Origin of the sequence: Pseudomonas sp. BF-R-30, from assembly GCF_019956175.1 — a bacterium.
Lineage (GTDB): Bacteria > Pseudomonadota > Gammaproteobacteria > Pseudomonadales > Pseudomonadaceae > Aquipseudomonas > Aquipseudomonas jessenii.
Genome location: NZ_JAHBDE010000005.1, coordinates 136,075 through 161,689 on the forward strand (window position 1 = coordinate 136,075; position 25,615 = coordinate 161,689).

Here is a 25,615-nt window from a genome sequence, read left to right on the forward strand (position 1 = left end):
TTTGCCGCAGGACCTGAAAACCCACGGTTTTGCTGTGTTTTTTAAGTCATTGATTTTATTGAAAAAATAGACTGTCACAAAACCTTCGCGGCCCGGCAGGAGGGGCTTGAACGGTTGTGAGAAAAATCTGAGAAATAGGTCAGATACCGGAAATCTGCCTGATTCGACGACGGTGATGGCCGCTGCCCGCTCGTAGCGGGCGCGAAAGGCAACATCAATACATCCCGCTTTTAACGGGTGCAGAGGCAGGCCCTTGTAAGGATCAGGCCGAAGCGGTCACGGCTCTTCGGCTTTGAGTTCCTTTTCCATTTTCTGAAGTTCTTGCTGGAAAACCTGATCCTGAACGGTGGCGCGTTTACGCCAGGGTTTGCGTTCCGGTTCGGGTTGAGCGGCGTAAGTGGTGACTTCTCCGCCGTAAACTTCCTTGTAACGTTGTTCCTGGCGCTCTAGTTCCGCGCGCAGTTCGTCTTTCGTCACAGTGCTACCTGATTGAGTTGGGATAAATTCTGGTGAAAACGCGCTGCATCAAATCGTTTGATCACGTTCGTCGAGTGGGCAATGCCCGTCAAGGCATCGTTTTTGGCAACAACGTGATCAATACTTCCATGTCACAGGCGGCCACGACACCAGAGATAAATAGCTGACGTAGCTTCAGTTTCCTGTTTCGGCAAGCGCGATGGCAAGGCTGTGCAGTGCGGATCTGGCGCTTGCAACGGGCAACGGCGATGGAACATCGCCTGGCCGGGCAGCGGGTTCGGCAAGTAAAAAACCGAAGCGCTACTGAATTGTATTATAGCGGCCGATTTGAAGAACACTATCTCCAAAGAGTTAAAAGTGAATCTTGGTGTGTGACCGTTTTGTTGCTCGAAACTTTGCGATTAACTAGAACGTCGACGGATACCGCATTGCTGCGATGCCTTTCTGACGCCATTAAATCAGGCAAGTTACGGTAATTGGATTGCCCCATTAAGTCCTGTGTCGAGTCGGCGTAAACATGGGGGCGCAAGTCAGCGAAAACCGGACATCAGCGCATGGGGGTTGATCTACACAACGGATTGCGATTATCGGTCGAGCGTTCGATAATCGCACGGAGTTGGCGGGCCGGGCTTGAGCGCCAGGCTCACCCTTTGTAATAGTCGCTGATCCGAATGGGTAAAAGGACCTTGTATGAACGATCAAATGCGCAATTCCTTCGCTTCAGTGGCTCCTCCCATCGTTGCCTCACCTGCCAAACGGATCCAGGCACTGACCGGCGACCCGGATTTCATGACGTCCCTGGCCCGCGGCCTGGCCGTGGTGCAAGCGTTCCAGGAGCGCAAACGGCACCTGACCATCGCCCAGATCAGCCACCGCACGGAAATTCCCCGCGCCGCCGTGCGTCGTTGCCTGCACACCCTGATCAAGCTCGGCTACGCCACCACCGACGGCCGCACCTATTCGCTGCTGCCCAAAGTGCTGACCCTCGGCCATGCCTATGTGTCATCTACGCCGCTGGCGGTTTCCGCCCAGCCTTACCTGGACCGCATGAGCGAGCAACTGCACGAGGCCTGCAACATGGCCACGCTGGAGGGCGATGACATTCTGTACATCGCGCGCTCCGCGACCACCCAGCGGCTGATTTCGGTGGACCTGTCGGTGGGCGGGCGCTTGCCGGCCTATTGCACCTCGATGGGGCGGATCCTGCTGGCCGCGCTGGATGACACCTCGCTGGGCGAATACCTCGACCACGCCGAATTGCAAGCCAAGACCAGCCGCACGATCCACACCCCCGAGGCGTTGCTCGAATGCCTGCAAGAGGTGCGACAGCAAGGCTGGTGCATCGTCGACCAGGAACTCGAGCAAGGGCTGCGTTCGATTGCCGTCCCGGTGTACGACGCTTCCGGGCAGGTGGTCGCGGCCCTCAATGTCAGCACTCACGCCGGGCGAGTCAGCCGCAATGAACTGGAACAGCGTTTCCTGCCCGGTTTGTTGAGCGCCAGCCGCGACCTCAGCGCCCAGTTGTTTGCCTAAGCCGTTCGATAAACGCACAGAGTCGCGTTTATCGAATTGACGCTGTTTCCTCCGGATCATTACTGTCGCGGCTTCGTCGGCATCTGCTGACATCGTTCGACCGCGATCCGTGGGATAAAAATAATGAACCAGCCTCAGTCTGCTGTAGGTAACTGCCTCGACGTGCAGTCCTTCATCAATGCCCAACCCATTTCGCGCTACCAGTGGCGCGTGGTGATCCTGTGTTTCCTGATTGTCTTCCTCGATGGCCTCGACACCGCGGCCATGGGCTTCATCGCCCCGGCCCTGTCCCAGGACTGGGGTATCGACCGCGCCAGTCTCGGCCCGGTGATGAGTGCGGCGTTGATCGGCATGGTCTTCGGCGCACTGGGCTCCGGCCCTCTGGCTGACCGCTTCGGGCGAAAAGTCGTACTGGTCGGCGCGGTGCTGTTGTTCGGTGCCTTCAGCCTGGCCTCGGCCTACAGCACCAATGTCGATCAGCTGTTGGTGTTGCGCTTCCTGACCGGCCTGGGTCTAGGCGCCGGCATGCCGAACGCCACGACCCTGCTGTCGGAATACACCCCTGAGCGCAAAAAGTCCCTGCTGGTGACTAGCATGTTCTGCGGCTTCAACCTCGGCATGGCTGGCGGCGGATTTATCTCGGCCAAGCTCATTCCGGCCTTTGGCTGGCACAGCCTGCTGCTGATCGGTGGAGTGCTGCCGCTGATTCTCGCCGTCGTTTTGCTGTTCTGGCTGCCTGAGTCGGCGCGTTACCTGGTGGTGCGCAACCGCGGTACGGACAAAGTGCGCAAGGCACTGGCGCCGATTGACCCGACGGTGGTGGCCCAGGCGTCCAGTTTCAGTGTGCCGGAACAGAAAACCGTGAAGGCGCGCAATGTGTTCGCGGTGATCTTCTCCGGCACCTACAGCACCGGCACCTTGCTCTTGTGGCTGACCTACTTCATGGGCCTGGTGATCGTTTACCTGCTGACCAGTTGGCTGCCGACGCTGATGCGTGACAGTGGCGCGAGCATGGAGCAGGCCGCTTTCATCGGCGCGCTGTTCCAGTTCGGTGGCGTGCTGAGTGCGGTGGGCGTGGGCTGGGCAATGGACCGGTTCAATCCGCACAAGGTCATCGGCACTTTCTACCTGCTGGCCGGGGTGTTTGCCTACGCGGTAGGGCAGAGCCTGGGCAACATCGCGCTGTTGGCGACGCTGGTGCTGGTGGCCGGGATGTGTGTCAACGGTGCGCAATCGGCAATGCCGTCACTGGCTGCGCGGTTTTATCCGACTCAGGGGCGGGCCACCGGCGTGTCGTGGATGCTCGGGATCGGCCGCTTCGGCGCCATCCTCGGGGCGTGGATGGGCGCGACGTTGCTGGGCCTTGGCTGGAACTTCGAGCAAGTACTGACGGCGCTGGTAATTCCAGCGGCGCTGGCGACGACGGCTGTGGTGATCAAGGGCATGGTCAGTCATGCGGATGCGACCTGAGGCCATCACTCGGGTTCTTTATTGCTGTTGCGGGCCTCTTCGCGAGCAAGCCCGCTCCCACAAGGATCACACCTATCCCTGTGGGAGCGGGCTTGCTCGCGAAGCTTTTGATCTGGATTGTTAGCCGAGCAACAATGTGTTCGATAATCGAACGCTCAGTCGATTATCGGATTGTTTGGCCTTTTTCAGAAGCTTAACCTTCAGTCATTCCGGCGCTGCGCATCGGCGCCTTCTTCCACTGTCGGTTAACAATAAACGGGAGCCTGCCCCAATGGCTGAAATCCTTTCGCTGCACGACGCGGTGAAGCAATTCGTAAACGACGGCGATACGGTCGCGCTCGAAGGCTTTACTCACCTGATCCCGACGGCCGCCGGTCACGAAATCATTCGCCAGGGCAAGAAAGACCTGACCCTGGTGCGGATGACCCCTGACTTGATCTACGACCAGTTGATCGGTGCCGGTTGTGCCCGCAAACTGATTTTCTCCTGGGGCGGCAACCCGGGTGTCGGCTCACTGCATCGCCTGCGTGACGCTGTGGAGAAACAGTGGCCCCACGCGCTGGAAATCGAAGAACACAGCCACGCCGACCTGGCCAACGCCTACGTCGCCGGGGCATCCGGCCTGCCGTTCGCGGTGCTGCGTGCCTACGCCGGTTCCGATTTGCCGAAGGTTAACCCGCTGATCAAATCCGTGACCTGCCCGTTCACCGGCGAAGTGTTGGCAGCAGTGCCTTCGGTGCGTCCGGATATCACGGTGATTCACGCGCAGAAAGCCGACCGCAAGGGCAACGTGCTGCTGTGGGGCATCCTCGGCGTGCAGAAAGAAGCTGCGCTGGCGGCCAAGCGCTGCATCGTCACCGTTGAGGAAATCGTCGACGACCTCAATGCACCGATGAACTCCTGTGTATTGCCAACCTGGGCCTTGAGCGCGGTTTGCCACGTACCTGGCGGCGCGCATCCGTCCTATGCCCACGGCTACAACGAACGCGACAACCGCTTCTACCAGGCCTGGGACCCGATTGCCCGCGACCGTGAAACCTTCACCGCGTGGATCAACGAATACATCCACGGCAGCGCTGACTTCAGCGAGTTCCAGGCCAAACTGGCCGCCGCTTCGGAGGCGAAGTAATGACTTACACCACCAATGAAATGATGACCGTTGCCGCTGCCCGTCGCCTGAAGAACGGCTCGGTGTGCTTCGTCGGCATCGGCCTGCCGTCGAAAGCGGCCAACCTCGCGCGCCTGACTTCCTCGCCTGATGTGGTGCTGATCTACGAATCGGGCCCGATCGGTGCCAAGCCAAGTGTATTGCCACTGTCGATTGGCGACGGTGAGCTGGCGGAAACCGCCGACACCGTGGTGCCGACCGGCGAGATTTTCCGTTACTGGCTGCAGGGCGGGCGCATTGACGTCGGTTTCCTCGGCGCGGCGCAGGTCGACCGTTTCGGCAACATCAACACCACCGTCGTGGGTGATTACCACGCGCCGAAAGTCCGTCTGCCGGGTGCAGGTGGCGCGCCGGAGATTGCCGGTTCCGCCAAGAGCGTGTTGATCATCCTCAAGCAGTCGTCGCGCTCCTTTGTCGACAAACTCGATTTCATTACCTCGGTCGGCCACGGCGAGGGCGGCGATTCGCGCAAGCGTCTCGGTCTGCCAGGCGCCGGACCGGTGGGGATCATCACCGATCTGTGCATCATGGAGCCGGAAGCCGGTACCCATGAGTTCGTGGTCACTGCACTGCATCCGGGTGTGACCCGCGAGCAAGTGGTTGCTGCCACCGGTTGGGCGATTCGCTTTGCCGACCAGGTTGAGCAAACCGCCGAGCCGACTGAAGTCGAACTGACCGCGCTGCGCGACCTCGAAGCCCGTACCGCTGCCGCACACGGCCAAGCCCCCGGAGAAGCGTGATGCGTGACGTTTATATCTGCGACGCGATTCGTACCCCTATCGGCCGTTTCGGTGGTGGCCTGTCGACGGTGCGTGCCGACGACCTGGCTGCCGTGCCAATCAAGGCCTTGATGGAGCGCAACCCGTCGGTGGACTGGAACGCGGTGGACGAGGTGTTCCTCGGCTGCGCCAACCAGGCCGGTGAAGACAACCGCAACGTGGCGCGCATGGCGCTGCTGCTGGCTGGCCTGCCGGAAACCATTCCCGGCGTGACCCTCAACCGCCTCTGCGCTTCGGGCATGGATGCCATCGGCACCGCGTTCCGCGCCATCGCCAGCGGCGAGATGGAGCTGGCGATTGCCGGCGGTGTCGAGTCGATGTCCCGTGCGCCGTTCGTGATGGGCAAGGCCGATGCCGCTTTTTCGCGCAACATGAAGCTCGAAGACACCACCATCGGCTGGCGCTTCATCAACCCGTTGATGAAGGCCCAGTACGGCGTGGATGCGATGCCGCAGACCGCTGACAACGTGGCCGACGATTACAAGGTGTCCCGCGCCGATCAGGACGCGTTCGCCCTGCGCAGTCAACAACGCACGGCCGCCGCACAAGCCGCCGGGTTCTTCGCCGAAGAAATCGTTGAAGTGCGCATAGCCCACAAGAAGGGTGAAACCGTGGTCAGCCAGGACGAGCATCCTCGCGCCGACACCACCCTGGAAGTTCTGACCAAACTCAAACCGGTCAACGGCCCCGACAAGACCGTCACCGCCGGCAATGCCTCGGGTGTAAACGACGGCGCCGCCGCGTTGATCCTGGCTTCGGCCGAAGCGGTGAAGAAACATGGCCTGACTGCCCGTGCCAAAGTGCTGGGCATGGCCAGCGCCGGTGTTGCCCCGCGGGTAATGGGCATTGGCCCGGTGCCGGCGGTGCGTAAACTGATCGAGCGCCTCGGTGTAGCGGTCAGCGATTTCGACGTGATCGAGCTCAACGAAGCCTTCGCCAGCCAAGGCCTGGCGGTGCTGCGTGAACTGGGGATCGCGGACGACGCGGCCCAGGTCAACCCGAACGGTGGCGCGATTGCCTTGGGTCACCCGTTGGGCATGAGCGGCGCGCGGCTGGTGTTGACCGCATTGCATCAGCTGGAAAAAACCGGTGGCAAGAAAGGTCTGGCGACCATGTGCGTCGGTGTCGGTCAGGGTCTGGCCCTGGCGATCGAGCGCGTCTGACGCGCTCTGAAGACTTTTAAGAACTGAGGAATGTTTCATGACTGACAAGCCTGGTTACCGTCGCCCGCAGGAAGGCACCCAGCCGGAGTACCTGCACCCGACCTATCAATCCACCAACCTGCGCTCGCCGTCCAAGCCGTTGGTGTTCCTGCCGCATTCGCTGTCGGAAATCACCGGTCCTACCGTCGGCGCCGAGCGCATCAACGAGAAGGATAACGACCTGACCGTCCAGCACGAGGGGCAGCCTCAGGGTGAGCGCATCATCATCCACGGCCGTGTGCTGGATGAAAACGGTCTGCCGGTGCCGGGGATTCTGGTGGAGATCTGGCAGGCCAACGCCGCCGGTCGCTACGCCCATGCCCGCGACCTGCACGACGCACCGCTGGACCCGAACTTCACCGGCACCGGCCGCACCGTGACCGACGCCGATGGCTGGTACCAGTTCCAGACCATCAAGCCCGGCGCCTATCCATGGGGTAACCACCACAACGCCTGGCGCCCGGCGCACATCCATTTCTCGCTGTTCGGGCCGAGCATCCTGACGCGCCTGGTGACGCAGATGTATTTCCCGGGCGACCCGCTGCTGGCGTACGACCCGATCTACAACTGCGTACCCGATACCAGCGCCAAAGAGCGCTTGATCGCGACGTTCGATCTGGAAAAAACCATCCCTTCCTATGCCCTCGGTTATCGCTGGGACATCGTTTTGCGCGGCCGCGACGCCACGCCGATGGAGAAATAAGATGACGCTGACTGCGACCACGTCCCACACCGTCGGGCCGTACTACCACATCGGCCTGACCTGGCTGAACCGCGAAAACCTGACCGTCGAACAAACCCTGGGCGAGCGCGTGGCGATCACCGGGCAAGTGGTCGACGGCAATGGCGACATCGTCAACGACGCGATGCTGGAAGTCTGGCAGGCCAACGCCGCCGGCAAGTATGACCACCCGGAAGACGACCAGGACAAACCCCTGGACCCGAACTTCGAAGGCTTTGGCCGGGTGCCGGTGGATGCCGAAGGACGCTTTCGCTTTACCACCATCAAGCCCGGTACGGTCGAGGGCCTCAAAGGCACGACCCAGGCACCGCACCTTGTCGTTCTGGTGTTTGCCCGTGGTTTGGTGAAGCACCTGCTGACGCGGATCTACTTTGAAGGCGAGGCGGCCAACGTCAACGATCCGTTGCTGGAGTGCGTGCCGGCCGAGCGCCGCAGCACCTTGCTGGCCAAGAAGGATGCGTCGGGTGTTTATCAGTGGAATGTGATTCTGCAGGGTACCGATGCCGAGACGGTGTTCTTCGACTATTAAGTGAACACTGCAAAAAAACTGGGGGAGCGAGCTTGCTCGCGAAAGCGGTGTATCAGACAACATTGATATCGACTGATACGACGCCTTCGCGAGCAAGCCCGCTCCCACAGGGATGTGTGTTCGCTGAAACATCTGCGGAACGGGAGTGTTGCAAAGTGTGTCTAGACTCTCACTGTCCCCATTGAGTGAAAAAACAATGACAACACCCACAGCGCCTATAGCTCTTTATACGGGCGAAGAACGCAGCAAGCGGATCTTCGCCATTGTCGGTGCCTCGTCCGGCAACCTGGTTGAATGGTTCGACTTCTACGTCTACGCCTTCTGTGCGATCTATTTCGCACCGGCCTTTTTCCCGTCCGATAACCCCACCGTGCAGCTGGTCAATACCGCTGGCGTGTTCGCCGCCGGGTTCCTGATGCGGCCGATTGGTGGCTGGATTTTCGGGCGCTTGGCGGACAAGCACGGGCGCAAGAATTCGATGTTGATCTCGATTCTGATGATGTGCTTCGGCTCGCTGCTTATCGCCTGCCTGCCGACCTACAGCAGCATCGGGGTCTGGGCGCCGATCCTGTTGCTGTTCGCCCGTTTGCTGCAAGGCTTGTCGGTGGGCGGTGAGTACGGCACTACCGCAACCTACATGAGTGAAGTGGCGCTCAAGGGCCAGCGCGGTTTCTTCGCCTCGTTCCAGTACGTGACCCTGATTGGCGGCCAATTGCTCGCGGTGTCGCTGGTGGTGGTCCTGCAGCAGTTCCTCACCGAAGATGACCTGCGTGCCTACGGCTGGCGGATACCCTTCGTAGTGGGTGCCATGGCGGCGCTGGTTTCGCTGTATCTGCGTCGTTCGCTCAAAGAAACCACCAGCAAGGCAATGCGCGAAAACAAGGACGCCGGCAGCATCAGCGCCCTGTTTCGCGACCATAAAACCGCATTCATCACCGTACTGGGTTACACCGCCGGTGGTTCGCTGATCTTCTACACCTTCACCACGTACATGCAGAAGTACCTGGTGAACACCGCCGGCATGCCGGCCAAGACCGCCAGCTACATCATGACCGGCGCGCTGTTCCTCTATATGTGCATGCAGCCGATTTTCGGCATGCTCGCCGACAAGATCGGCCGGCGTAACTCGATGCTCTGGTTCGGCGCCCTCGGCACGCTGTGCACCGTGCCGATCCTGTTGAGCCTGAAAAGCGTGACAAGTCCATTTCTGGCCTTCGTGTTGATTACCCTGGCGCTGGCGATCGTCAGTTTCTACACCTCCATCAGTGGCCTGGTGAAAGCCGAGATGTTCCCGCCCGAGGTGCGTGCATTGGGTGTCGGCCTGGCGTATGCGGTGGCGAATGCGATTTTCGGTGGTTCGGCGGAGTATGTGGCCTTGAGCCTCAAGGCCGTGGGCATGGAAAACTCCTTCTACTGGTACGTGACGGTGATGATGGCGATAGCGTTCCTGTTCAGCCTGCGTCTGCCGAAACAGGCGAAGTATCTGCATCACGACCTTTGATCTTCACGCGCGGACCGCAGGCCCGCGCCTCCAGGAATTGTTTATGAACCAGCGACCGGGCAATCAATTGTTCGATGCCTATTTCACGGCCCGCGATATGCGTGAGGTGTTCTGCGATCAGGGTCGGGTCCAGGCCATGCTCGATTTCGAAGCGGCATTGGCCCGGGCCGAAGCACGGGTCGGGATGATTCCGTCGAATGCTGTCGCGCCGATTGAAGCAGCTTGTCGCGCCGGGCTTTATGACTTTGCGACGTTGGGCGAGGCCATTGCCACGGCGGGTAACTCGGCGATTCCATTGGTCAAGGCGCTGGGCAAGCAGATCGCGGCCACCGATGCCGAAGCCGAGCGCTATGTGCATCTGGGCGCGACCAGCCAGGACGTGATGGACAGCGGCCTGGTGCTGCAACTGCGCCGGGCGCTGGAACTGATCGAGAGCGACCTGGCACAACTGGGGCAGACACTCGCGTCCCAGGCCCAGCGCTACGCGACCACGCCATTGGCCGGACGCACCTGGCTGCAGCATGCGACACCGGTCACCCTCGGCATGAAGGTCGCCGGCTGGCTGGGGGCGGTGACCCGCAGTCGCCAACGCTTGGCCGAACTCAAGCCGCGTCTGCTGGTGCTGCAATTCGGCGGTGCGTCCGGAACCCTTGCGGCCCTTGGCGAACAGGCCATGCCGATTGCCCAAGCGCTGGCCGAAGAACTGCAACTGACCTTGCCCGATCAGCCGTGGCACACCCAGCGCGATCGCGTGGTGGAGTTCGGCGCTGCGCTCGGCCTGATCGCCGGCAGTCTCGGCAAACTCGGGCGTGATATCAGCCTGTTGATGCAAACCGAGGCCGCCGAAGTGTTCGAGCCTTCGGCGCCGGGCAAGGGCGGTTCCTCGACCATGCCGCACAAACGCAATCCGGTGGGCGCGGCGGTGTTGATCGGCGCGGCGACTCGCGTACCCGGTTTGCTTTCGACGCTGTTCAGCGCCATGCCCCAGGAGCACGAGCGCAGCCTCGGTCTGTGGCATGCCGAGTGGGAAACCCTGCCGGAAATCTGCTGCCTGGTGTCGGGCAGCCTGCATCAAGCATTGTTGATCGTCCAAGGGCTGGAAGTGGATGCCGAGCGCATGGCGCGCAATCTCGATTTGACCCAGGGCCTGGTGCTCGCCGAAGCGGTGAGCATCGTCCTCGCGCAGCGGGTTGGGCGCGATACCGCGCATCATCTGTTGGAGCAATGCTGCAAACGCGCCGTGGCCGAACAACGTCACCTGCGTGCGGTCCTCGGCGACGAACCACAAGTGACCGCCGAACTGTCGGCGGCTGAGCTCGATCATCTGCTGGACCCTGCCCATTACCTCGGCCAGGCCAAAACCTGGGTCGAGAGGGCGGTGGCTGAACATTCTGCATTGACTGCCTGAAGGAGACTTGCTGTGGCTTTTGTACAACTCGCCGAGGGCGAACTGCATTACCAACTCGATGGACCGGTCGATGCGCCGGTGCTGGTGCTGTCCAACTCCCTGGGCACGGACCTGCACATGTGGGATGCGCAAATCCCGGCATTCTCCGAGCATTTTCGCGTGCTGCGTTTCGACACCCGCGGCCATGGCCAGTCATTGGTGACACCGGGGCCTTACAGCATCGAGCAACTGGGCCGCGACGTGCTCGCATTGCTGGATGCCTTGCACATCGAACGCGCGCATTTCTGCGGATTGTCCATGGGCGGGTTGATTGGCCAGTGGCTGGGGATCAACGCCGGCGATCGACTGAACAAGCTGATCGTGTGCAACACCGCAGCGAAAATCGGCGATCCGTCGGTGTGGAACCCGCGTATCGAAACGGTGCTGCGCGATGGTCAGGCGGCCATGGTTGCCCTGCGCGATGCGTCGATTGCCCGCTGGTTCACCCCGGATTTCTCCGAAGCCAACCCGGCGGCGGCCAAGCAGATTACCGACATGCTGGCGGCGACTTCGCCAGAAGGTTACGCAGCCAATTGCGCAGCTGTGCGCGATGCCGATTTCCGCGATCAGTTGTCCTCGATCAAGGCGCCGCTGCTGGTGATCGCCGGCACTGAGGATGCGGTCACGCCGCCGTCGGGTGGGCACTTCATTCAGGAGCATGTGCCGGGCGCCGAGTACGCCGAGTTCTACGCTGCGCACTTGTCCAATGTGCAGGCTGGCGCTGATTTCAGCGAATGTGTTCTGGCCTTTCTGAAGGCTCGTTGAGGGATATTCCGTGGACGAGAAACAACGTTACGACGAAGGCATGAAAGTCCGTCGCGCGGTACTGGGCGATGCTCACGTCGACCGCAGCCTGACCACCCTGACCGAGTTCAACTCGGAGTTCCAGGAAATGATCACCCGCCACGCCTGGGGCGACATCTGGACTCGCGAGGGTCTGCCACGCCATACCCGCAGCCTGATCACCATCGCCATGCTGATCGGCATGAACCGCGAGGGCGAACTCAAACTGCACCTGCGCGCCGCCGCCAACAATGGCGTGAGCCGTGGCGAGATCAAGGAAGTGATCATGCAGAGCGCGATCTATTGCGGGATTCCGGCAGCCAATGCGACGTTCCACTTGGCCGAGTCGGTGTGGGATGAGTTGGGGGTTGAATCGCGGGAGTAAGCGGTAACGGTGAACAACCTGTGGGAGCGAGCTTGCTCGCGATAGCGTCGGCACATTCACTATTGATGTCGCCTGATACACCGCCATCGCGAGCAAGCTCGCTCCCACATTTGTTTTGTGTTTACAACAGGCTGATCGGGTAGCTGATGATCAGGCGGTTCTCATCGAACTCGTTGTTGCTGTAGTCGCGGCGCATGGTCGAGTTGCGCCATTTCAGGTTCAAGTCCTTTAGCGCGCCGCTCTGCACGGTATAGCCCAGTTCGCTTTCACGTCCCCATTCCTTGCCGTCGGTGATGGTGCCGGTGTGCACATTGTCACCGCTGATGTAGCGGTTCATCAGGGTCAGGCCCGGAACGCCCAGGGCGGCGAAGTTGTAGTCGTGGCGTACTTGCCAGGATTTCTCCTGGGCATTGTCGTAACTGGAGTTGTAGCTGTCGTTGGCCAAGGTACCGCCGCTGGTGCCGTTGACCCGCATCCAGGCGTTGTCGCCGGTGAGTTTTTGCAGGCCGACGTAGAAGGTGTTGCCGCCGTATTTGGCCGAAAACAAGCCGTACATTGTTTTGTTGTCCAGCTCGCCAGCACGGGCGCTGCCGTCATCCTTGCCGTAGAAGAAACCCAGGTTGGCGCCCAGGGTCCAGTCACCCAATGGCTGGCTGTGGGTCAGGTTGATGAACTGCTGGCTGTAGATGTCCTTGAGTTCGGCGTTCCACAGGCCGATCTGGGTGCGCTTTTCGTTGAACAGGTATTCGCCGCCCTGAAAGTTGAAACGGTCCGAGGTGAACGCCGCTTTGCCGGTCATCGACATGTCGTCCATGCTGCTGTCATCGCGGGGGCTGTTCTGCCGGAACTGGCCGCCGTAGAGCGTCAGGCCATTGATCTCCTTCGACGTGATCTGGCCGCCCCGGAAGGTTTGCGGCAACGAACGACCGTCGTCCGAACGCAGGATTGGCAACACCGGCATCCACTCGCCGACTTTCACTTCGGTCTGCGACAGCTTGGCCTTGAACGCGACATTGGTGCGCCCGAAGTTATCCGCCGGGCGACCGTCGTGATCCAGCGGCAGCAGTTGCGTACCGCCTGTGCCTTTACCGCCGTCGAGCTTCACCGAATACAGACCGAGCACATCCATGCCGAACCCGATGGTGCCCTGGGTGAAGCCGGACTTGGCGTCGAGGATGAAACTCTGCGTCCATTCTTCAGCCTTGCCTTGGGCCTTGGTCGGGTTGGTGAAGTTGCGATTTATGTAGAAGTTGCGCAGGTTCAGGTTGACCTTGGCCCCTTCGACAAAACCCGACTCTTCGGCGTGGGCGGGCAGGGCGGCACCGGCCAGGGCGGCGGCGATCAGGCCGGGAACGAGGTACTGCGCGGTGGAAGGCGTCATGGGTTCGGGTCTCTCTAATTCTTGGGGATGAAACGGGGGGGGCCGCAATCGGGGGGATTGCAGACGAGTCATTGAGTTGTCTGGAAAAAAGAACGTGATCAGCCGGACGGTGCAGGGCGCGCAGACATGGTGTCGAACCTGATGTTATTGGTCTTGTGGAGCGGATGGTGCGGGGAATGTACTAGATGGTTCAATTGCTGGCGGCGGGTTTTGGGCGATTATCGAACATAAAATTTTGTAGCGTTTCATGGATGGCGAAGTGTACGGAGATTTATAAAAACACGATGTGCTTTAAGTTTTATTTAACTCTTTAAATTGCATGTGTGCGGGCGGGGTGTCAACCTGTTAAATCTGACAGTTGTTTTGGAAGATGTTGAGGTCTAGCATTTTTTTTTGGTTGTCTTTTGAAATGTGATCTTAATACGTCGGTTAGGAGATTGTCATGAGCGAAATAATGATTAATTCTGCGGAAGATTGGAACGACGAACAGGTGAAAGAACATCCTGTCCGTGGAAGAATAAATCTGACTCTTCGGGTTGACCCACCTGACAGTGATTCGGGAGTCGAGATCCAGTTAAGGAAATTGTTTTTTGTCTGGAAACAGTCTGCGCCCCATTTTGCACTGTTTGCCAAAGGAGAGGATGAACACGCTGGAACGGAGCTGTATCTTTCGGGCTATGGATTGGAGGCTGGCAAGACGTACGTTATTTCGGATGATCTTAAGGATGTGAGTGCACGGTTTGAAAGAGAGGGAACAACGAGCTACCCCCGGACTCCAGCTGAAGGAACACTTACTATCAGATCCATTGATTCTGAATCAATTGAAGGTTATTTCCGATTTGTTTTTAATAATACTGGCAAGGAGGATAAGCGGAAGATTGATGTTTATGGTACTAGTTTTACGATCGGGTATTCGGATGTGAAAGTTAGTTGAGTTTATTTCGATGATTGGCGAGTGGAAGGTGTTTTAAGTAACGCATCATGAAGTATCGAGCTTCATGGTGCGTCACTGTTTTACTAAGCGATCAGAAATACTTCATCTTCGGCGCTTCTTCTTTCAACGGCTCGTTCTTCGCCGTCTGTTCGTTCCAGCCACCACCCAGGGCCTTGTACAGGTTGACCTGGCTGACCAGCTGCGCCAGTCGGTCGGTGATCAGCACCTGCTGCGCACTGAACAGCTGACGCTGGGCATCGAGGAAGGTCAGGTTGCTGTCGACACCGATGCGGTAACGACGCTCGGCCAGGCGGTAGTAGTCCTGGTTGGCACTGACGAAATCTTTCTGTGCCTGCAACTGCTGGACGTAGGTCTGGCGGGCAGCCAGGCCGTCGGCGACTTCCTGGAAGGCCGTTTGAATGGACTTCTCGTAGTTCGCCACGCCGATGTCTTTCTGGATTTTCGAGTAATCCAGGCTGGCGCTCAGGGCGCCGGCGTTGAAGATCGGCAGGTTGATCTGCGGTTGGAACAACCAGGTGCCCGAACCACCCTTGAACAGACCGGACAGGTCCGGGCTCAGGGTGCCGGCATTGGCCGTGAGGCTGATGCTCGGGAAGAACGCAGCCCGCGCCGCGCCGATGTTGGCATTGGCGGCCTTCAGGTTGTACTCGGCCTGAAGGATGTCCGGACGACGATGCAGCAGGTCCGACGGCAGGCCGGGTGGAACGTCGCTCAGCAGGTCGTCGTCAAGTGGTTTGGCCGCTTGCAGGTTGGCCGGGACACCGGTGCCGAGCAGCAGCACCAGGCTGTTCTCGTCCTGGGCGACCTGACGGGTGTACTTGGCCAGTTGCGCACGGGCGTTTTCCACCGAGGTGCGCGACTGTGCCAGGTCCAGGGCCGAGGCGACGCCGACTTCGTTGCTGCGGGCGGTGAGCTTGTAGCTCTCCTCGAAGGCGGCGAGGGTGTCCTGGGTCAGCTTGTACAGTTCCTTGTCGGCCTGCCAGGTCAGGTAGGCATTGGCCACGCTGGCCACCAGGCTGATCTGCGTGCTGCGGCGGCCCTCTTCAGTGGCGAAGTACTTCTGCAACGCTTCTTCGTTCAGGCTGCGAACCCGACCGAACAGATCGAGTTCATAGGCGCTGACGCCAACAGTTGCCGAGTAGGAACTGCTGATGCCGGCTTCGCCGGTCTGGGAAGCATCAGCCGGAAGCCGCTGACGGCTGCCGCTGCCATTGGCCGAGACGGCCGGGAACAGATCGGCACGGGAGATGCGGTATTGAGCCGCGAACGCGTCGATGTTCAGGGCCGCGACACGCAGGTCACGGTTGTTTTCCAGAGCAACCTGGATCAGCTGTTGCAGCGCCGGGTCATGGAAAAACTGCTTCCAGCCCTGCTCGGCAGCCGCTTGCGCCGGTGCCTGGGCCGGCGAGTACGCCGGGCCCTGCGGGTACTGGCCCGCCACCGGCGCTTCGGGCTGCTGATAGTCAGGTATCAGCGAGCAGCCACCGAGCACGAAGGCGGCGACTGCCAGGGAGAGTAGCGACTTGCTCATTAGCCAGCCTCTTTAGAAGTTTCAATAGCGTCATCCTGGTCGGCGATTTTGCGCTGGCCAATGGACGACACGGTGACGAAGAACAGCGGGACCCAGAAGATCGCCAGCACAGTGGCCGTGATCATACCGCCGATTACGCCGGTACCGATTGCATGCTGGCTACCGGAGCCCGCACCGGTGGATATCGCCAGTGGTACCACACCGAGGACGAAGGCGAGCGAGGTCATGATGATCGGTCGCAGACGCATGCGGCAGGCTTCGATCGCTGCATCGCGCAGGCTACGCCCTTGTTCGTGCAATTCCTTTGCAAATTCGACAATCAGAATGGCGTTTTTCGCCGCCAGACCGATAGTCGTCAACAAACCTACCTGGAAGTACACGTCGTTGGACAAACCACGCAGGCTGGTGGCCATCAGCGCACCGATGATCCCCAGCGGTACAACCAACATCACCGCGATCGGAATCGACCAGCTTTCATACAACGCCGCCAGACACAGGAACACCATCAGCAGCGACAGGGCGTACAGCGCTGGTGCTTGCGAACCGGACAGACGCTCTTCGTACGACAGGCCGGTCCAGGAAATACCGACACCCGCCGGCAGTTTCTTGGCAATGGCCTCGACTTCGAGCATGGCTTCACCGGTGGAATAGCCTGGCGCCGGGGCACCGAGGATTTCCATCGCTTCCACGCCGTTGTAACGGGCCAGTTTCGGCGAACCGTAAATCCACTCGCCCTTGGCGAACGCCGAGAACGGAACCATGTTGCCGGTACTGTTGCGCACGTACCACTTCTGCAGGTCTTCAGGGCCCATTCGAGCGCCTGGCTGGCCTTGCACGTACACCTTCTTCACCCGGCCACGGTCGATGAAGTCGTTGACGTAGCTACTGCCCAGGGCAATCGACAGGGTGTTGTTGATGTCGGCGATGGTAATGCCCAGGGCACTGGCCTTCTCGTCATCGATTTCCAGCTGGTATTGCGGTTCGTCGTTCAGGCCGTTCGGACGCACCTGAGACAGGATCTTGCTTTGTGCGGCCATGCCGAGGAACTGGTTGCGCGCTTCCATCAGTTTTTCGTGGCCGATACCGGCACGGTCCTGCAGGAACACGTCGAAACCGGTGGCGTTACCCAGTTCCAGTACCGCCGGTGGCGCGAAGGCGAACACCATGGCATCGCGGAAGGTGAAGAAGTGCTGTTGGGCACGGGCCGCCACCTTGAACACATTGTTGTCGGCGTTACGTTCGTCCCACGGTCTGAGCATGATGAACGCCATACCCGAACTCTGGCCACGGCCGGCGAAGTTGAAGCCGGTCACGGTAAACACCGAGTTCACCGCATCGCCTTCGCCGCCATCCTTGCCAGGTCGCAGCAGGAATTCACGCATTTCGTCCACGACCACCTGGGTGCGCTGGGACGTCGAACCGGCCGGGGTCTGCACCTGGGCGAACAGTACACCCTGGTCTTCTTCCGGCAGGAACGCCGTTGGAATGCGGGTGAACAGCCAGATCATGCCAACCACGATCAGCAGGTACGCCAGCAGATACGGGATCTTGCGCTGCAGGATATTGCCGACACCGCGCTCGTAGCTGCGAACGCCACGGTCGAAATTGCGGTTGAACCAGCCAAAGAAACCACGCTTGGGTACGCCGTGCTCGCCTTTGGGAATCGGCTTGAGCATGGTGGCGCAAAGCGCCGGGGTGAAGATCAGCGCGACCAGTACCGACAGGGCCATGGCCGAGACGATGGTGATCGAGAACTGCTTGTAGATCACACCGGTGGAACCGCTGAAGAACGCCATCGGCAGCAGAACCGCCGACAACACCAGGGCGATACCGACCAGTGCACCCTGGATCTGGCCCATGGACTTCTTGGTGGCTTCCTTGGGTGACAGACCTTCTTCGCTCATCACCCGTTCGACGTTTTCCACCACGACGATGGCGTCGTCCACCAGCAAGCCGATGGCCAGCACCATGCCGAACATGGTCAGGGTGTTGATGCTGAAACCGGCGGCCGCGAGGATGCCGAATGTACCGAGCAATACCACCGGCACGGTCATCGTGGTGATGATGGTGGCGCGGAAGTTCTGCAGGAACAGGAACATCACCAGGAACACCAGGGCGACCGCTTCGACCAGGGTGTGAACCACGCCCTTGATCGATTCGGTTACGACCGGAGTGGTGTCATACGGAAACACCACTTCCATCCCTTGCGGGAAGAACGGCTTGAGGCTGTCGATGGTCGCGCGCAGGGCCTTGGCGGTATCGAGCGCGTTGGCACCGGTGGCCAGTTTCACCGCCAGGCCGGAAGCCGGGGCACCGTTGAACTGGGCGTTGATGCTGTAGTTCTCACCCCCCAGGCCGACTTCGGCAACATCCCTCAAGCGAACCTGGGAACCGTCCTTGTTGACCTTGAGCAGGATCTTTTCGAACTCTTCCGCGGTCTGCAGGCGGGTCTTGCCGATGATGGTCGCGTTCAACTGGGTGCCGGGCAGGGCAGGCAGGCCGCCGAGCTGGCCGGACGACACCTGGACGTTTTGCGCGGCGATAGCGGTCTTGACGTCGATCGGGGTCAGGTTGAAGTTGTTCAACTTGGCCGGGTCGAGCCAGATTCGCATGGCGTACTGGGAACCGAACACCTGGAAGTCGCCGACACCGGCGGTCCGCGAGATCGGGTCCTGCATGTTCGACACGATGTAGTTGGACAGGTCGTCCTTGGTCATGCTGCCGTCACGCGACACCACGCCGATCACCAACAGGAAGTTCTTCACCGCCTTGGTGACGCGGATACCTTGCTGTTGCACTTCTTGCGGCAACAGCGGGGTGGCCAGGTTCAGCTTGTTCTGGACCTGGACCTGCGCGGTGTCGGAGTTGGTGCCTTGCTCGAAGGTCGCGGTAATGGTCATGGTGCCGTCGGAGTTACTTTCCGACGAGACATAACGCAGGTTGTCGATACCGTTGAGCTGTTGCTCGATCACCTGAACCACGGTGTCCTGAACCGTTTGTGCCGAAGCACCCGGGTAGGCCACGGAGATGGCGATCGCTGGAGGCGCAATGCTCGGGTACTGGTTGATTGGCAGTCTGAGGATCGATAGTGCCCCGACCAGCATGATCACCAGGGCAATTACCCAGGCGAAAATCGGACGGTCGATAAAAAATTTCGACATGGTTTACTCCCCTTTGCCGCCAGAGGCTTTATCAGCTACCTGGGCGGGGGCCGGGTTCTTTACGGCTACGTTGGTCGCTTCACTGGCCTTGACTTCGATGCCAGGTTTGACGAATTGCAGACCTTCGGTGATCAGGCGATCGCCGGCCTTCAGGCCGTCTTCGATCAGCCATTGGTTACCGACGGTGCGGTTGGCCTTGAGTTGACGCAGTTCGACCTTGTTGTCCGGGCCGACAACCAGTGCGGTCGGCGTACCTTTGAGGTCGCGGGTCACGCCTTGCTGCGGGGCCAGGATCGCCGCGCTGTTCACACCGGCCAGCAACTTGGCGTGCACGAACATGCCAGGCAGAAGGGTGTGGTCAGGGTTCGGGAAAATGGCGCGCAGGGTGACGGAACCGGTGGTCTGGTCAACCGAGATTTCGGAGAACTCCAGCTTGCCGTCCAGCTTGTAGTCGCTGCCGTCTTCGAGGGTCAGCTTGACCGAAGCCGTGTTGTCGCCGGCTTTCTGCAGGCGACCGCTTTCCAGCTCACGGCGCAGTTGCAGCAGCTCGACCGAGGACTGCGTCACGTCGACGTAGATCGGGTCGATTTGCTGGATCACCGCCATCGCATCGGCCTGGGCATTGCTCACCAGCGCGCCTTCGGTCACCGAGGAGCGGCCGATGCGGCCGGTCAGCGGGGCATAGACCTTGGTGTAGCGCACGTTGATCTGCGCGGTTTGCAGCGCGGCTTCCGATTGCAGGCGGTTGGCCACGGCGGTGTCGTATTCCTGACGGCTTACGGCTTGTTCGTTGACCAGTTGCTGGTAGCGGTCGGAAATCGACTTGGTCGAGCGCAGGTTGGCTTCAGCGCTTTTCAGCGTCGCTTCATAGACCGACGGATCGATCTGGTACAGCTGCTGGCCGGCCTTGACGTCACTGCCTTCCTTGAACAGGCGCTTGAGAATGATGCCGTTGACCTGTGGGCGGACTTCGGCAATGCGGAACGCACTGGTACGGCCGGGCAGATCGGATGTCAGGGTGAAAGCTTGAGGTTGCAGAGTCACGACGCCGACCTGAGGCGGTGGGGCGGCCGGTGCTGCCTCTTCCTTTTTGCATCCGCTGAGCAGCGATGCCAGGGCGACGGCGGCGACCAGAGCGGTAACAGCTGGCTTGAATTGCATGAAAATCCTCGGGTCAGGCACGCAAGGTGCGCACTAGAAAGGTGGAAGGTTGAAAAATGTTTGCCGAGTGGATAAGTAGCTTGCTAAGGAATATACTTACGTACATGGCTGTTTGTAAATACCCAGGCTGCGTATCAACGCCGTTACACAAGCCGCTACACAAGCCGTTGAAAGGTTGGAATTGTAGGCCGGGGACGAATCCCCGGAACGTTCGCCCCACTTTTATTCAGCTGATGTTCAGGCATCGCTGAAGCACCCTGATTGAGGTTGTACTGCCATGGTCCGTCGTACCAAAGAGGAAGCTCAGGAAACCCGCGCGCAAATTCTCGTGGCGGCCGAAAAGGCCTTTTTCGAGCGAGGCGTGGCACGCACGACCCTGGCGGACATCGCGACCCTGGCCGGCGTCACTCGAGGGGCCATCTACTGGCATTTCAGCAACAAGGCGGATCTGGTGCAGGCCATGCTCGACACTCTGCATGAGCCGCTGGAAGAAATGGCCAAGGCCAGCGAAAGCGAAGACGAACTCGATCCTCTGGGCTGCATGCGAAAGTTGCTGATTCATTTGTTTCATCAAATTGCGCTGGACCCGAAAACCCGACGCATCAATGAGATTCTTTTTCATAAGTGCGAATTCACCGATGAAATGTGCGACCTGCGCCAACAACGGGTGTCAGCCAGCCTCGAATGCAATGTGCGGATCGGTCTGGCCCTGAGTAATGCAGTGAATCGCGGTCAGTTGCCGGAAAACCTCGACACGGCCCGCGCCGCGATCAGCTTGCATGCTTATATTGATGGCATCCTGTACCAGTGGCTGCTGGCCCCCGACAGCTTTGAATTGCACGCCGAAGCCGAGCGTTGGGTCGATACCGGGCTGGATCTGTTGCGCTTTAGCCCCAGCCTGTGCAAATGAAACAAAATGATAAATTGGCTCCCTGCAAGTCAACCGTTGAAGTCACCGAGGATCATTTTACTTCGCGTGCCTTTTTTGCAATGGGGGCTTTTATATACGGACGTGTGCCAGGTTGACAGCTACCAGGCTACATAATTTGTAGGAATTTTGTGTCGAGCTTGCATGGGGAGTGAACCTCGTGCGGATTCCACTACTGCTAAAAAGAACCCCGGATTTGCGAGCCGGGGCCTGGAATGTGGCGAAGAAAATGCATCAGCAAGCTGATTTGATACGTTTTTTCACCGGCGTCTTTTCTATCTGATCAGTATCAACCGACTATCAAGTCGACGCTAAAACTGAAGGGCGCCTCTTTATTCTTTTTCGTGATGTCGGCAGTGACCTTATATGAGCTGTTGCTGTTGCCGGATCGCGTTATTGTTTTTGACCAATTTGGTTTCAGGTTCGGATGCAGGACGCCGAAAACCACTGAAACTGTCAGCTGAATAGCTAGCGTGAATATTAATCCATCTTCGGTAATGTACGAGAACTGTTGCAGGATCGGGGCGAACTTTCTTTTGTTGTAATACATTCCATTACTTGAGAAGTCCCGAAGGTAAGGAAGATCGAGGGTTTGCTCATCGTTCGCTTCGATTTCGAAAGCTGATAGCGAGGTTCCGGTCAAATCCCAGCCTGCTTTCAAGAGCCGGATCGGGCCATCGGTGTTGTTGGAAATGTTAATGGTCATTATGGTGTATTGATTGGGGAATTTACTGGCTGAAGCAGAAAAAATGCTGGAATCATCAGGTTCATATTCTGTGCGTGCAATGATGCGAGGCACGTTTATCGGGCCATTGTTGTTCATGCTGTTAATCCTTTAAAGTTATTGAGAGGCTTTCCGTGGCGCTCGGAATGTTGTAGCGAAGCGTTGTGAAGTATTAGATTGTTCTGTTGGGTTTGTCTGGGGTTTAATTGTAATTTTGTATTGAGGTACGTGCAGGTGTGATGCAAATTTAGATGGCAGGTAAGTTGTCAGAGATTTAAGTATGACAAGCGGGTTTTGGCTTGTTTAAAGCAAAAAAAACCCGACGTCCAAAACGCCGGGCTATTCGAGTTTTTCGCAGGCCTACAAGGTTGGATAGTCGATGTAACCGACAGGCCCCTTGGCGTAGAACAGTTCCGGACGCGCTTCGTTCAACGGCGCGTCAGCCTGCAAGCGTGCCGGCAGGTCAGGGTTGGCAATGAAAGGTACACCGAAGGCGACTGCATCGGCCTGGCCACTGGCGAGTAACGCGTTGGCGCTGTCCTTGGTGAAACGCTCGTTGGCAATGTAGGGGCCGCCGAAGGCTTCCTTGAGCTGCGGGCCGAGGCTGTCGGCACCTTCTTTCTCCCGCGAGCAGATGAAGGCAATGCCACGCTTGCCCAGTTCGCGAGCGACATAGGTGAACGTTTCAGCGAGGTTGTCGTCGCCCATGTCATGCAGGTCGGCGCGTGGCGACAGGTGCACCCCCACGCGGCCGGCGCCCCAGGTTTCGATGGCGGCGTCTGTCACTTCCAGCAGCAGACGGGCACGGTTTTCCAGGGAGCCGCCGTAGTTATCGGTCCGCTGGTTGGTGCTGCTTTGCAGGAACTGGTCGAGCAGGTAACCGTTGGCGGCATGGATTTCCACACCGTCGAAGCCGGCGGCCTTGGCGTTCTCGGCACCGACGCGGTAAGCGTCGACGATGTCGGCGATTTCAGCGGTTTCCAGGGCGCGCGGTACAGGGAAGTCGGCCAGCGGACGAACCAGGCTGACGTGGCCCTTGGGCTGGATGGCACTCGGAGCGACCGGGGCTTCATCGTTCAGGTACAAACCGTGGGAAATGCGACCCACATGCCACAGTTGCAGGAAGATTTTGCCGCCCGCGCCATGGATAGCCTTGGTCACGTTGGACCAGCCACGCACTTGATCGTTGGACCAGATGCCCGGGGTGTCCGGGTAGCCGACGCCCATTGGGGTCACCGAAGTGGCCTCGCTGAGGATCAGGCCGGCGGTGGCACGTTGCACGTAGTACTCGGCCATCAGCGCATTGGGCACGCGGCCTTCGTCGGCGCGGCAGCGGGTCAGTGGCGCCATGATGATGCGGTTGGCCAACTCGAGGTCGCCCAGTTTGATCGGATCGAAAATAGTCGTCATTTAGTGGCTCTCTTTTGGAGATCAGTTAGAAGTAGCTGGGGCCAGGTCGGGATTGCCGCCCTGACGGAAAGTAATCAGGGTCACCAGCAGGGCGAGTACCGCCAGTGCGGCTGCCGCGAGCGGCACGCTGGTCAGGCCGAAGCCGTGGGCAATCACGCTGCCGCCGACCCAGGCACCCAGAGCGTTGCCGATGTTGAAAGCGCCGATGTTCAGGGTCGACACCAGGTTCGGTGCGGCCTTGCCGAAGGTCACCACGTTCACTTGCAGCGCCGGTACGGCGGCGAAGCACGCGGTGGCCCAGAGGAACAGGGTGATTTCGGTAGGGATCAGCGCGACGCTGGTCCAGGTCAGCACGGTGGACACCACGGCCATGGTGACGAACACACCGATCAGCGTCGCGGCCATGCCTTTGTCGGCCAGCTTGCCGCCGATGATGTTGCCGACCGTCAGACCCAGACCGATGAGCATCAGGGTCCAGGTCACGCCACGGGGCGAAACGCCGGTGACTTCGCCGAGCAGCGGGGCGACGTAGGTGAACAGGGTGAACACCGAGGCGGCGAACAGCGCGGTCATGCTCAGGGACAGCCAGATGCCGCCGCCCTTGAGTGCGGCCAATTCGGCGCGCATGTCGAGTTTCTCTTCATCACGCTTGGCCGGCAGGAAGCGGATCAAGCCGATCAGCGCGATCACACCGATCACGGTCACGGCCCAGAAGGTCGAACGCCAGCCGGCTTCCTGACCGAGTGCGGTGCCCAGCGGTACGCCGAGGACGTTGGCCAGGGTCAGGCCGGTGAACATCAGGGCCACGGCCGAAGCGCGTTTGTTCGCAGGCACCAGGCCGGCGGCTACCACTGAACCGATACCGAAGAAGGCGCCATGGCAGAGGGCGGTGACCACACGGGCGAACATCAGCACGTTGTAGTCGCCGGCCACTGCGCAAAGCAGGTTGCCGACAATGAAGATGCCCATCAACGCCACCAGGGCTGCCTTGCGCGGCAGTCTGGCGGTGGCCAGCGCCATGAACGGCGCGCCGATGGCCACGCCCAGGGCGTAACCGGTCACCAGCCAGCCGGCACCGGGAATCGACACACCGAGGTCCGCCGCCACGTTGGGCAGCAGGCCCATGATGACGAACTCGGTGGTGCCGATGGCGAAGGCGCTCAAGGCCAGGATGAGTAGCGAGAGGGGCATGTTTAATTCCTTGTCGGCCGACTGACGTTAAGGGTCAGAGCTCTTTACTGAAGGTTTTGAGGAATTCCTGGATGGTTTCCTCGTTGCGTTTGAAAAAATGCCACTGGCCGACTTTGCGGCTGCTGATCAGGCCGGCGCGTTGCAGGGTCGCCAGGTGTGCGGACACCGTGGACTGCGACAGGCCGCAACGTTGATCGATCTGCCCGGCACAAACGCCGTGCTCGTTACTGTGGGACTGGTCGGGAAATTCGACGGTCGGGTCCTTGAGCCAGTGCAGGATGTCTCGCCGTACTGGGTGTGCCAGGGCTTTTATTATTTCGTCGAGATTGATGGTCATGATGTGGGCTCGTGATTTTTAAAACGCTATATCGCGATGAGGCGAACTTTAAATCGGTATTTCGCGATATACAAATATGATTTGGCTCTGACCAACTCACATTTCGGTATATCGAGTTATAACGATATGTTGAGTGTAACAAGGCAAGGGGGCAGTGCTAAGCTGCGCCCATGAACTATCTCGCACATCTTCACCTCGGTGGCCAGCGTCCCGGCCAATTGCTCGGCAGTCTGTATGGCGATTTCGTCAAGGGACGCCTGCAAGGGCAGTTCGCTCCGGACATCGAGGGGGCTATCCAGTTGCACCGCAGCATCGACGTGTTCACCGACCGCCATCCGCTGGTGGACGTCGCGTTGTCGCGTTTCTCCCTGACCCGTCGTCGCTACGCGGGTATCGTGCTCGATGTGTTTTTCGACCATTGCCTGGCCCGGGACTGGACGCTGTATGCCGACCGGCCCCTGGCGTTGTTCACTTCGGACGTTTACCGGGTGCTGTCCAGCGAACGGCAATTGCCGGAGCGGCTGGCGAGGATTGCGCCGCACATGGTGGCCAATGACTGGCTGGGTTCGTATCAGGAATTCGAAGTGCTGGAGCAGGTGTTGCGCGGGATCTCGCGACGCCTGACCCGGCCGGAAGAACTGGCGGCGGCGATGCAGGAATTGCGGCGGTTGTATGAACCGTTGAGCGAGGACTTCAGGTTGTTCTATCCGCAGCTTCAGGATTTTGCCCGGAACTATCCAACACCATAAAACCCCTGTGGGAGCGGGCTTGCTCGCGAAGGCGGTGTATCAGCTGACATCTGAGCTGAATGACATTCCGC

Annotated in this window: 23 protein-coding genes; 14 read left to right on the top strand and 9 right to left on the bottom strand. The window is 59.6% G+C overall.

The genetic code is table 11. The features are described 5' to 3' along the window. Nucleotides 1–276: 276 nt before the first annotated feature. Nucleotides 277–477: a hypothetical protein gene (locus tag KGB20_RS04110; protein WP_007986337.1), complete on the bottom strand. Its 201-nt coding sequence runs from the start codon at nucleotides 475–477 to the stop codon at nucleotides 277–279. A 690-nt stretch (nucleotides 478–1,167) separates the two neighbouring features. Here KGB20_RS04110 and pcaR point away from each other — a divergent pair. The 11 genes from pcaR (at nucleotide 1,168) to pcaC (ending at nucleotide 12,016) form a co-directional block, all read left to right on the top strand. Then, nucleotides 1,168–2,010 carry a pca regulon transcriptional regulator PcaR gene (pcaR, locus tag KGB20_RS04115; RefSeq protein ID WP_057716093.1) on the top strand — a complete coding sequence of 281 codons (843 nt, stop codon included), beginning with the start codon at nucleotides 1,168–1,170 and terminating at the stop codon, nucleotides 2,008–2,010. Between the two features lie 123 nt (nucleotides 2,011–2,133). Then, a complete protein-coding gene (locus tag KGB20_RS04120) occupies nucleotides 2,134–3,480 on the top strand; it encodes an MFS transporter (RefSeq protein ID WP_057716092.1) in 1,347 nt (448 codons plus the stop codon). 271 nt (nucleotides 3,481–3,751) lie between these two features. Further along, nucleotides 3,752–4,609, top strand: coding sequence for a CoA transferase subunit A (locus tag KGB20_RS04125; protein WP_008054173.1), 858 nt, complete (start codon nucleotides 3,752–3,754; stop codon nucleotides 4,607–4,609). Continuing rightward, nucleotides 4,609–5,388, top strand: a complete 780-nt coding sequence (locus KGB20_RS04130; RefSeq protein WP_102672185.1) for a CoA-transferase subunit beta — start codon at nucleotides 4,609–4,611, stop codon at nucleotides 5,386–5,388. The genes KGB20_RS04125 and KGB20_RS04130 overlap by 1 nt, the downstream gene beginning before the upstream one ends. Further along, the gene (gene pcaF, locus KGB20_RS04135; RefSeq protein WP_191626086.1) at nucleotides 5,385–6,590 is read left to right on the top strand and encodes a 3-oxoadipyl-CoA thiolase; all 1,206 of its coding nucleotides are present in this window, start codon (nucleotides 5,385–5,387) and stop codon (nucleotides 6,588–6,590) included. Before KGB20_RS04130 ends, pcaF begins: the two co-directional genes overlap by 4 nt. 37 nt (nucleotides 6,591–6,627) lie before the next feature. Next, on the top strand, nucleotides 6,628–7,332 hold the full coding sequence (gene pcaH, locus KGB20_RS04140) for a protocatechuate 3,4-dioxygenase subunit beta (RefSeq protein WP_223532024.1): 705 nt from the start codon (nucleotides 6,628–6,630) through the stop codon (nucleotides 7,330–7,332). Between the two features lies 1 nt (nucleotide 7,333). Then, nucleotides 7,334–7,900, top strand: a complete 567-nt coding sequence (gene pcaG / locus KGB20_RS04145; RefSeq protein ID WP_102672182.1) for a protocatechuate 3,4-dioxygenase subunit alpha — start codon at nucleotides 7,334–7,336, stop codon at nucleotides 7,898–7,900. Nucleotides 7,901–8,096: 196 nt separating this feature from the next. Beyond that, nucleotides 8,097–9,401: an MFS family transporter gene (locus tag KGB20_RS04150; RefSeq protein WP_090453557.1), complete on the top strand. Its 1,305-nt coding sequence runs from the start codon at nucleotides 8,097–8,099 to the stop codon at nucleotides 9,399–9,401. A gap of 43 nt (nucleotides 9,402–9,444) precedes the next feature. Further along, entirely contained in the window at nucleotides 9,445–10,809 is a 1,365-nt protein-coding gene (locus KGB20_RS04155) for a 3-carboxy-cis,cis-muconate cycloisomerase (protein ID WP_150812955.1), read from the top strand. A gap of 12 nt (nucleotides 10,810–10,821) precedes the next feature. After that, complete coding sequence (gene pcaD / locus KGB20_RS04160) at nucleotides 10,822–11,613, top strand: 3-oxoadipate enol-lactonase (protein WP_150812956.1); 792 nt, start codon at nucleotides 10,822–10,824, stop codon at nucleotides 11,611–11,613. Between the two features lie 10 nt (nucleotides 11,614–11,623). Further along, nucleotides 11,624–12,016 (top strand): 4-carboxymuconolactone decarboxylase, encoded by a 393-nt coding sequence (gene pcaC, locus KGB20_RS04165; protein ID WP_008016493.1) that lies wholly within the window; start codon nucleotides 11,624–11,626, stop codon nucleotides 12,014–12,016. A gap of 121 nt (nucleotides 12,017–12,137) precedes the next feature. On the opposite strand, the gene KGB20_RS04170 is transcribed toward pcaC, so the two are convergent. Next, nucleotides 12,138–13,397 carry an OprD family porin gene (locus tag KGB20_RS04170; RefSeq protein ID WP_150812957.1) on the bottom strand — a complete coding sequence of 420 codons (1,260 nt, stop codon included), beginning with the start codon at nucleotides 13,395–13,397 and terminating at the stop codon, nucleotides 12,138–12,140. Between the two features lie 442 nt (nucleotides 13,398–13,839). Here KGB20_RS04170 and KGB20_RS04175 point away from each other — a divergent pair, with 442 nt between their 5' ends. Then, nucleotides 13,840–14,331, top strand: coding sequence for a hypothetical protein (locus KGB20_RS04175; RefSeq protein ID WP_150812958.1), 492 nt, complete (start codon nucleotides 13,840–13,842; stop codon nucleotides 14,329–14,331). Between the two features lie 91 nt (nucleotides 14,332–14,422). Here the strand turns inward: KGB20_RS04175 and emhC are convergent, their stop codons facing one another. From emhC to emhA, 3 genes are read right to left on the bottom strand one after another with little or no spacing between them, the layout of a single operon-like run. After that, nucleotides 14,423–15,883, bottom strand: a complete 1,461-nt coding sequence (gene emhC / locus KGB20_RS04180) for an efflux RND transporter outer membrane subunit EmhC (protein WP_057716083.1) — start codon at nucleotides 15,881–15,883, stop codon at nucleotides 14,423–14,425. Next, nucleotides 15,883–19,044 carry an efflux RND transporter permease subunit EmhB gene (gene emhB, locus KGB20_RS04185; protein WP_057716082.1) on the bottom strand — a complete coding sequence of 1,054 codons (3,162 nt, stop codon included), beginning with the start codon at nucleotides 19,042–19,044 and terminating at the stop codon, nucleotides 15,883–15,885. The genes emhC and emhB overlap by 1 nt, the downstream gene beginning before the upstream one ends. A gap of 3 nt (nucleotides 19,045–19,047) precedes the next feature. Next, entirely contained in the window at nucleotides 19,048–20,205 is a 1,158-nt protein-coding gene (gene emhA, locus KGB20_RS04190) for an efflux RND transporter periplasmic adaptor subunit EmhA (protein WP_057716081.1), read from the bottom strand. Nucleotides 20,206–20,482: 277 nt separating this feature from the next. Here emhA and emhR point away from each other — a divergent pair, with 277 nt between their 5' ends. Then, the gene (gene emhR, locus KGB20_RS04195) at nucleotides 20,483–21,115 is read left to right on the top strand and encodes an efflux system transcriptional repressor EmhR (RefSeq protein WP_057716080.1); all 633 of its coding nucleotides are present in this window, start codon (nucleotides 20,483–20,485) and stop codon (nucleotides 21,113–21,115) included. Nucleotides 21,116–21,422: 307 nt separating this feature from the next. Here the strand turns inward: emhR and KGB20_RS04200 are convergent, their stop codons facing one another. The 4 genes from KGB20_RS04200 to KGB20_RS04215 all read right to left on the bottom strand — a co-directional run bounded on the left by KGB20_RS04200 (nucleotide 21,423) and on the right by KGB20_RS04215 (nucleotide 24,795). Then, complete coding sequence (locus KGB20_RS04200) at nucleotides 21,423–21,956, bottom strand: hypothetical protein (protein ID WP_057716079.1); 534 nt, start codon at nucleotides 21,954–21,956, stop codon at nucleotides 21,423–21,425. Between the two features lie 261 nt (nucleotides 21,957–22,217). Continuing rightward, nucleotides 22,218–23,267 (bottom strand): alkene reductase, encoded by a 1,050-nt coding sequence (locus KGB20_RS04205; protein WP_102672173.1) that lies wholly within the window; start codon nucleotides 23,265–23,267, stop codon nucleotides 22,218–22,220. A gap of 21 nt (nucleotides 23,268–23,288) precedes the next feature. Next, on the bottom strand, nucleotides 23,289–24,458 hold the full coding sequence (locus KGB20_RS04210; protein ID WP_057716077.1) for an MFS transporter: 1,170 nt from the start codon (nucleotides 24,456–24,458) through the stop codon (nucleotides 23,289–23,291). Nucleotides 24,459–24,492: 34 nt separating this feature from the next. After that, nucleotides 24,493–24,795, bottom strand: coding sequence for an ArsR/SmtB family transcription factor (locus KGB20_RS04215; RefSeq protein ID WP_008019443.1), 303 nt, complete (start codon nucleotides 24,793–24,795; stop codon nucleotides 24,493–24,495). Nucleotides 24,796–24,965: 170 nt separating this feature from the next. Between KGB20_RS04215 and KGB20_RS04220 the strand changes: the two genes are divergently transcribed. Continuing rightward, nucleotides 24,966–25,544, top strand: a complete 579-nt coding sequence (locus tag KGB20_RS04220; protein ID WP_090453573.1) for an ACP phosphodiesterase — start codon at nucleotides 24,966–24,968, stop codon at nucleotides 25,542–25,544. Nucleotides 25,545–25,615: the final 71 nt, after the last annotated feature.